The 6,449-nt window shown below is 57.8% G+C and carries 7 protein-coding genes; 5 read left to right on the top strand and 2 right to left on the bottom strand.

Annotation, left to right across the window (positions count from 1 at the left end; genetic code table 11):
- Window positions 1–2 precede the first annotated feature (2 nt).
- Both H598_RS0109885 and H598_RS0109890 read left to right on the top strand, forming a co-directional pair.
- Window positions 3–1,955, top strand: a complete 1,953-nt coding sequence (locus H598_RS0109885; RefSeq protein ID WP_028112884.1) for a fumarate reductase flavoprotein subunit — start codon at window positions 3–5, stop codon at window positions 1,953–1,955.
- Window positions 1,952–2,683 carry a fumarate reductase iron-sulfur subunit gene (locus H598_RS0109890; protein ID WP_028112885.1) on the top strand — a complete coding sequence of 244 codons (732 nt, stop codon included), beginning with the start codon at window positions 1,952–1,954 and terminating at the stop codon, window positions 2,681–2,683. Before H598_RS0109885 ends, H598_RS0109890 begins: the two co-directional genes overlap by 4 nt.
- Before the next feature lie 48 nt (window positions 2,684–2,731).
- On the opposite strand, the gene H598_RS0109895 is transcribed toward H598_RS0109890, so the two are convergent.
- Entirely contained in the window at window positions 2,732–3,097 is a 366-nt protein-coding gene (locus tag H598_RS0109895; protein WP_028112886.1) for a MaoP family protein, read from the bottom strand.
- A gap of 207 nt (window positions 3,098–3,304) precedes the next feature.
- On the opposite strand from H598_RS0109895, the gene H598_RS23930 reads away from it, so the two are divergent.
- The 3 genes from H598_RS23930 to H598_RS0109910 all read left to right on the top strand — a co-directional run bounded on the left by H598_RS23930 (window position 3,305) and on the right by H598_RS0109910 (window position 5,037).
- A complete protein-coding gene (locus tag H598_RS23930) occupies window positions 3,305–3,646 on the top strand; it encodes a DUF3302 domain-containing protein (RefSeq protein ID WP_035415772.1) in 342 nt (113 codons plus the stop codon).
- A 1-nt stretch (window position 3,647) separates the two neighbouring features.
- Window positions 3,648–4,643 carry an HlyD family secretion protein gene (locus H598_RS0109905; RefSeq protein ID WP_028112887.1) on the top strand — a complete coding sequence of 332 codons (996 nt, stop codon included), beginning with the start codon at window positions 3,648–3,650 and terminating at the stop codon, window positions 4,641–4,643.
- A gap of 115 nt (window positions 4,644–4,758) precedes the next feature.
- Window positions 4,759–5,037 carry a helix-turn-helix domain-containing protein gene (locus H598_RS0109910; protein WP_028112888.1) on the top strand — a complete coding sequence of 93 codons (279 nt, stop codon included), beginning with the start codon at window positions 4,759–4,761 and terminating at the stop codon, window positions 5,035–5,037.
- A 73-nt stretch (window positions 5,038–5,110) separates the two neighbouring features.
- On the opposite strand, the gene udp is transcribed toward H598_RS0109910, so the two are convergent.
- Complete coding sequence (udp, locus tag H598_RS0109915; protein WP_028112889.1) at window positions 5,111–5,875, bottom strand: uridine phosphorylase; 765 nt, start codon at window positions 5,873–5,875, stop codon at window positions 5,111–5,113.
- Window positions 5,876–6,449: the final 574 nt, after the last annotated feature.

The raw sequence follows: 6,449 nt of genomic DNA on the forward strand, positions 1-6,449 counted from the left end.
CAATGAAAACGATCTATACCGATGCCCTGGTCATTGGTGGCGGGCTGGCCGGACTGCGGGTGGCCATTGCCTGTAAAGAGCGGGGGCTGGATACCCTGGTGTTGTCGCTGATCCCGGCCAAACGTTCCCACTCGGCGGCGGCTCAGGGTGGCATGCAGGCCAGCCTGGCCAACAGCATCAAAGGCGAGGGGGACAACGAAGACGTTCACTTCCATGACACCGTTAAGGGCTCCGACTGGGGCTGCGACCAGAACGTGGCACGGATGTTTGCCCAGGTGGCGCCCAAGGCCGTGCGCCAGGCGGCGGCCTGGGGCGTGCCCTGGAGCCGGGTGAACAAGGGCGATCGCACCGCCATTGTCAACGCCGAAGAGGTCACCATCACCGAGCCGGCGGAAGCCCATGGCCTGATCACCGCCCGTGATTTCGGTGGCACCAAGAAGTGGCGTACCTGCTACACCGCCGATGGCACCGGCCACTCCATGCTGTACGCCATGGACAACAAGGCCATCAGCCTGGGAATTCCGGTGCACGAACGCAAAGAAGCCATCGCCCTGATTGAAGACGGTGAGCGCTGCCACGGCGCCGTGGTTCGGGATCTGATCACCGGCGAGCTGGTGGCCTACCTGGCTCGTACCACCACCATCGCCACCGGCGGTTACGGCCGGCTGTGGTCGGTGTCCACCAACGCCATCATCTGTGAAGGCACCGGTCAGGGCATCGCCCTGGAAACCGGCAAGGTGGCGCTGGGTAACCCGGAAGCGATTCAGTTTCACCCCACCGCCATCGTACCGGTCGGTATCCTGACTACCGAAGGGTGCCGTGGTGATGGGGGCTTATTGCGCGACAAAGACGGCTACCGCTTTATGCCGGACTACGAGCCGGAGAAGAAGGAGCTGGCTTCGCGAGACGTGGTGTCCCGGCGCATGACCGAACACATGCGTAAAGGCAAAGGGGTGGACAGCCCCTACGGCCCGCACCTGTGGCTGGACATTACCCTGCTGGGGCGCGAGCACATCGAAAAGAACCTGCGCGAGGTGCAGGAGATCTGCCAGTACTTCCTCGGCATCGACCCCGCCGAAGAGTGGATTCCGGTGCGGCCGACCCAGCACTACTCCATGGGCGGCATTCGCACCAATGAGCAGGGCGAAGCGCCGCACCTCAAAGGGCTGTTCTCGGTGGGCGAGGCCGCCTGCTGGGACATGCACGGCTTTAACCGCCTCGGTGGCAACTCGCTGGCAGAGACGGTAGTGGCAGGCATGATCGTCGGCGAGTACGTGGCCGACGCCTGTCAGAGCTATCCTATGGGGAGCCATGCTCTGGGTGAGCAGGCGGTGTCTGCTCAGAATCAACAGATCGATGCATTGCTGGCCGGTGAAGAGGGGGAAAGCCCGTTTGCCCTGCGCGAGCACATGGAAGCGATCATGATGGACAAGGTGGGAATCTTCCGCAGCGGCGACGAGCTGGCCAAGGCGGTGTCGGAGCTGCGCGAACTGGTGCGCCGCTCCGATAACCTGGTGGTGATGAATAAGAAGCGTCACGCCAATCCGGAGCTGGTGGCGGCGATTCGGATTAAGAAGATGCTTAAGGTGGCGCTGTCGGTGGCGTTGGCTGCCGAGGCTCGTACCGAATCCCGTGGCGCCCACTCCCGCGAGGATTACCCGCAGCGCAACGACCGTGACTGGTTGAAGCGGTCGTTGGTGTTCTGGGGTGAGGACAACCAGCCGCGACTGGAGTACGAAGATCTGGACGTGATGGCGATGGAGCTGCCACCCGGCTATCGGGGTTACGGTGAAAACAACGCCATCCCCCATCCGGATACCGACAAGCGCGAGGCGGAGGTGGCGGCCATTGCGGCCCGGTTCGAGGATCGACACCAGCGCCAGCAGCAGACCATGGACTACCAGTTGCCAGAGAAATTTATGCCTAAGAACCAGCGCCGAGGAGAGCTATCATGAGCCGAATCCTGACGTTCCGCATCTTCCGTTTCGACCCTCAGGTGCCGGGTGAAAAGCCGATGACCCAGGAGTACCAGTTGCAGGAAGCCCCGGGGATGACGGTGTTCATCGCCCTCAACCAACTGCGGGAGCAGCAGGACCCGTCGTTGCAGTTCGACTTTGTCTGTCGGGCCGGCATCTGCGGCAGCTGCGCCATGGTGATTAACGGGGTGCCGACGCTGGCTTGCCGTACCCTGACCAGCAACTACAAAGACGGCGTGATCACCCTGATGCCGCTGCCGGGCTTTGAGCTGATTGGCGATCTGTCGGTGAACACCGGCAAGTTCATGCGCCAGTTGTCGGAGCGGTTGCAGGCCTGGTTGGTGCCCAGCGATGCCAATGAAGACATGCACCGGCTGGAGCGCCCCATGGACCCGGCTCTGGCAGACGCCATCTACGAGTCAGAGCGCTGCATCGAGTGCGGCTGCTGCGTGTCGGCCTGTGCCACCGCGCAGATGCGCGAAACCTTTGTCGGTGCCGTTGGCTTTAACAAGGTGGCCCGCTTTGCCCTGGACGATCGCGATGCGCGCAGCGCCGACGACTACTACCACATCATCGGCGACGAAGATGGTGTGTTCGGTTGCATGACCCTGCTGGGTTGTCAGGACACCTGCCCCAAGGATCTCGACCACCAGGGACAGATCGCCTACCTGCGGCGTCAGTTAAGCCGCAGTCAGCGCATCCTGTAACGCCGCCGAGACGATCAAAAAAGCCAGCAATGATGCTGGCTTTTCTTTTTAGTCTAACTCGATGAGGTCGTCGTCCTCGGCGGAGACACTCTCATCCTCCTCCTCGCCCGCGACCGGCGCCTTGGAGCTCATGGTAAACAGCTTACGACGCTGGCTTTTGGCAATGTACTTGGTCCAGGCCTGTTCCAGTTTGTTGTCGGCAGGGCGTTCACCTTTGGCCACGGCCACGAACTGTTGTTCCTGGGCGCTGGTTGGGGTCTGAGTGCCCTCTGCCAGGGCGCGCAGGCGCTGTCCGTAGTGTTCCAGCAAGGCGGCTTCATTCAGGGTGAAATGGCCAGATCGGGCGAATCCCCGGGGAAAGTGTTTGTCATCGAAGAAGCGACCGGCAGCCTGAAATCCTTCAATTTGGTTCATGACATTCTCTCTCGTTGTTCAGTCAAACTACGCCCGTTGTTGTAGGGCAATTAATCGATAGATTTGATGGCGTTTTCAAGACACTTTTATTACTGCGACGCGGGGCATTTGGCAAGGGCATAGCGCACATTTGAATAGTCATATTTGTGCTGTATGTATTCCGGATTGTGTTATGTTTAAAAAACGTTAACTCACCGTAGGTGCCTTATGTTTTTGGACTATTTTGCTCTCGGTTTGTTGTTTTTTGTGGGATTGGTGTTGTTCTACGGGGTCATCGTGATCCACGACATCCCCTACGAAATCTCCAAAAAGCGCAACCACCCTCACCAGGACGCCATCCACGTCGCCGGCTGGATCAGCCTGTTTACCTTGCATACCATCTGGCCGTTCCTGTGGATCTGGGCCACCCTGTATCGCGAAGAGCGTGGCTGGGGCTTTAAGGCACTGGCGGAGAGCGAAGCCGCACTGGAAGTCAAAGTGGCCGAACTGGAGCAGCAGCTCAGCAGCCTGCAGGCGCAGGTGGCCGACATGAACAACAAGGAGCAATGATATGGACCTGTTATTGATCCTGACCTACACCGCCCTGTGTGTGGCGATCTTTAAGATATTCAACATTCCCCTGAACAAGTGGAGCGTGCCCACCGCGGTACTGGGCGGCGTGGTGCTGATCGGCACCCTGTTGCTGTTGATGAACTACAACCACCCGTTTACCCCATTGGCACGGCACGTGTTTGTGACCACTCCCATTGTGCCTTCGGTGCGGGGACCGGTAACCGAAGTGCCGGTGCAGCCGAACGTGTTGCTTAAGCAGGGCGATGTGCTGTTTCGCATCGACGACACCCGCTACCGGGAAGTGGTGGGCGAGAAGACCGCCACCGTGCGCGCCGCCACCGCCGATCGCGACCGCACCAAGGGGGAGTACCTGAGGTACAAAGAGGGCTACGACAAAGGCGGTGCCTTCACCCGTTCGGAACTGGACATTCGTGAGCAACTCTACCTGGCCGCCGAGGCTAAGTTGAAAGCCCGCCAGGCAGAGCTGACCAAGGCGGAATACGATCTCAGCGAGACCGTGGTTCGGGCCCCCACCGACGGATACGTCAGCCAGGTGGCGCTGCGCCCGGGAATGATGGCGGTACCGCTGCCGCTGCGACCGGTGATGGTATTCATCAACCGCCAGGATTCGGCCTTTATCGGTGCCTTTAACCAGAAGTCGCTGCTGAAGATTCGCAAAGGCTTCGAGGCCGAAGTGATCTTCGAAGCGGTGCCGGGAAGGGTATTCAAGGCCGACGTCAGTCAGGTGATGCCGAACATTGGTGAAGGCCAGTTCCAGGCCCAGGGCACCTTGTTTACCACCGAGCGCTTCCGCCTGAATGGCCGGGCCTTTGTCGAGGTTAAGGTTAATGAGGACCTGAGTCAGTACGACCTGCCCGACGGTGCCAACGCCGAGATCGCGGTTTACTCCGACACCTTTACTCACGTCTCTATCATTCGTCGGGTATTGCTGCGGATGAAGAGTTGGCAGAACTACCTGTTCTTTGAACACTAAAGTGTGCCGGCCCAGTCACTCTGGGCCAGCATTGATTGTTGGTTTCACAGAAATCTGATAGACCCTAGTCAGGGTGTTGCCGTCGGGATGGCAACCACAATAAGGAAAGCGCACCATGTTGAATCCAACCTTCAGCCGCCGTTTGCTGTTGCTGCATGAGATCGACCAACACGATAAGGCCAGTGTGCCGGAGTTAATGAAGAGTCTGGGCTGGCCACGGCGAACCCTGCAGGACATTATTAAGGCGCTGCCGGGTCTTGGGGTGCAGATTGAGTTTGTCGAAGATGGCGTCCGCCATAATGACGGCCACTATCGCATTACCGACTGGGGGCCAATCAATCCGAAATGGGTTCAGGCGCAGTTGACCGAACTGCAGCAGTCGATTCAGGCCTGACGACGGAATCGCAGAGATAAAAAAAGCTTCGACCCCAGGGTCGAAGCTTTTTTATGTGCGCAGCCGAAACGGCTTAGCTTTCGGCAACCATGCGACGGGCCGCATCAACCACGATGGAAACCGCAGCAGACTCGGTCTTCTTCATGGTGGCTTCGTCTGGGATCTCTTGCTGGGTGCGGTTTACGATCACACCGGCAACGCAACCTGCGTACAGCTTCTGGCTGGCACACATGGTCAGCAGGGTGGCGGATTCCATCTCGTAGTTGAGTACGCCCATGTCCTGCCACTCCTTCATGGAGCCCTGGAAGCGCTTGGTGACCCGACCCGATACGGTGTCGTAACGCTCCTGGCCAGGGTAGAAGGTGTCGGACGATGCGGTAACGCCGACGTGAGGTTCGTGACCCAGTTCGTTGGCGGCGTTAACCAGAGCGGTGGTGCAGGCGAAGTCGGCCACGGCTGGGAACTCCAGTGGAGCGAAGTGCTGGCTGGCACCGTCGAGGCGAACTGAACCACTGGTAACGATAACGTCACCCACATTCACGTAATCCTGAATGGCGCCGGTGGTGCCGACACGCAGGAAGGTGTTCACGCCCAATTGAGCCAGTTCTTCCACTGCAATAGAAGTAGAGGGGCCGCCAATACCGGTGGAGCATACGACCACAGGTTTACCGTCGAGGAAGCCCAGGTAGCTGGTGAACTCTCGGGTGGCCGCCAGGAAAGTGGGGTTCTCCATCAGCTCGGCAATGCGCTTCACACGCTCTGGATCGCCCGGAACGATGGCCACTTTGGCACCCTGCAGCATCTCTTTGTCTAAACCAAGGTGGAATACTTTACTCATGGTCGTTTCCTTAATTGATAAAAATGGCTTGGCAGTTATTAAATGTGAAACTGATTTTCGTAATTAAACAACATTCAGTCCACATCTTTGTAGACCCATGTAGCATAAATAGCCGATTTCGACGCGCTTGCCTGTGATCTAAGCACAAAAAAGGTAAGTTTTACGCCTGAAGGTCAAAAAAAAGCCAGTTGAATTTTTTTCAGCAAATAGCCCTTGCGTTCCGCTGGGGGCTCCCTATAATGCGCTTCCTGTCGACGGGGCACAGCGGCTTACTGAGTAAGACACTGAGCAACAATTCGACACTCGGAAAAGCCTTTGAAAATAACGCTTGACGGGGATTGAGGAAAGCGTAAGATACGCAGCCTCAGCAACGGGAACCACGGTTCGGTTGCAACGTTCTTTAACAATTAGTCAGACAATCTGTGTGGGCACTCGCGCAGGATTGATATCTCATATATCAATGTTGCACTGAGTGACTATAACAAGTTAATTCAGTAATTCATTGAGTCGAAGTTTTCGGACTTCAAAAAACTTTTTAATTGAAGAGTTTGATCATGGCTCAGATTGAACGCTG

The organism is Ferrimonas kyonanensis DSM 18153 (assembly GCF_000425405.1).
Lineage (GTDB): Bacteria > Pseudomonadota > Gammaproteobacteria > Enterobacterales > Shewanellaceae > Ferrimonas > Ferrimonas kyonanensis.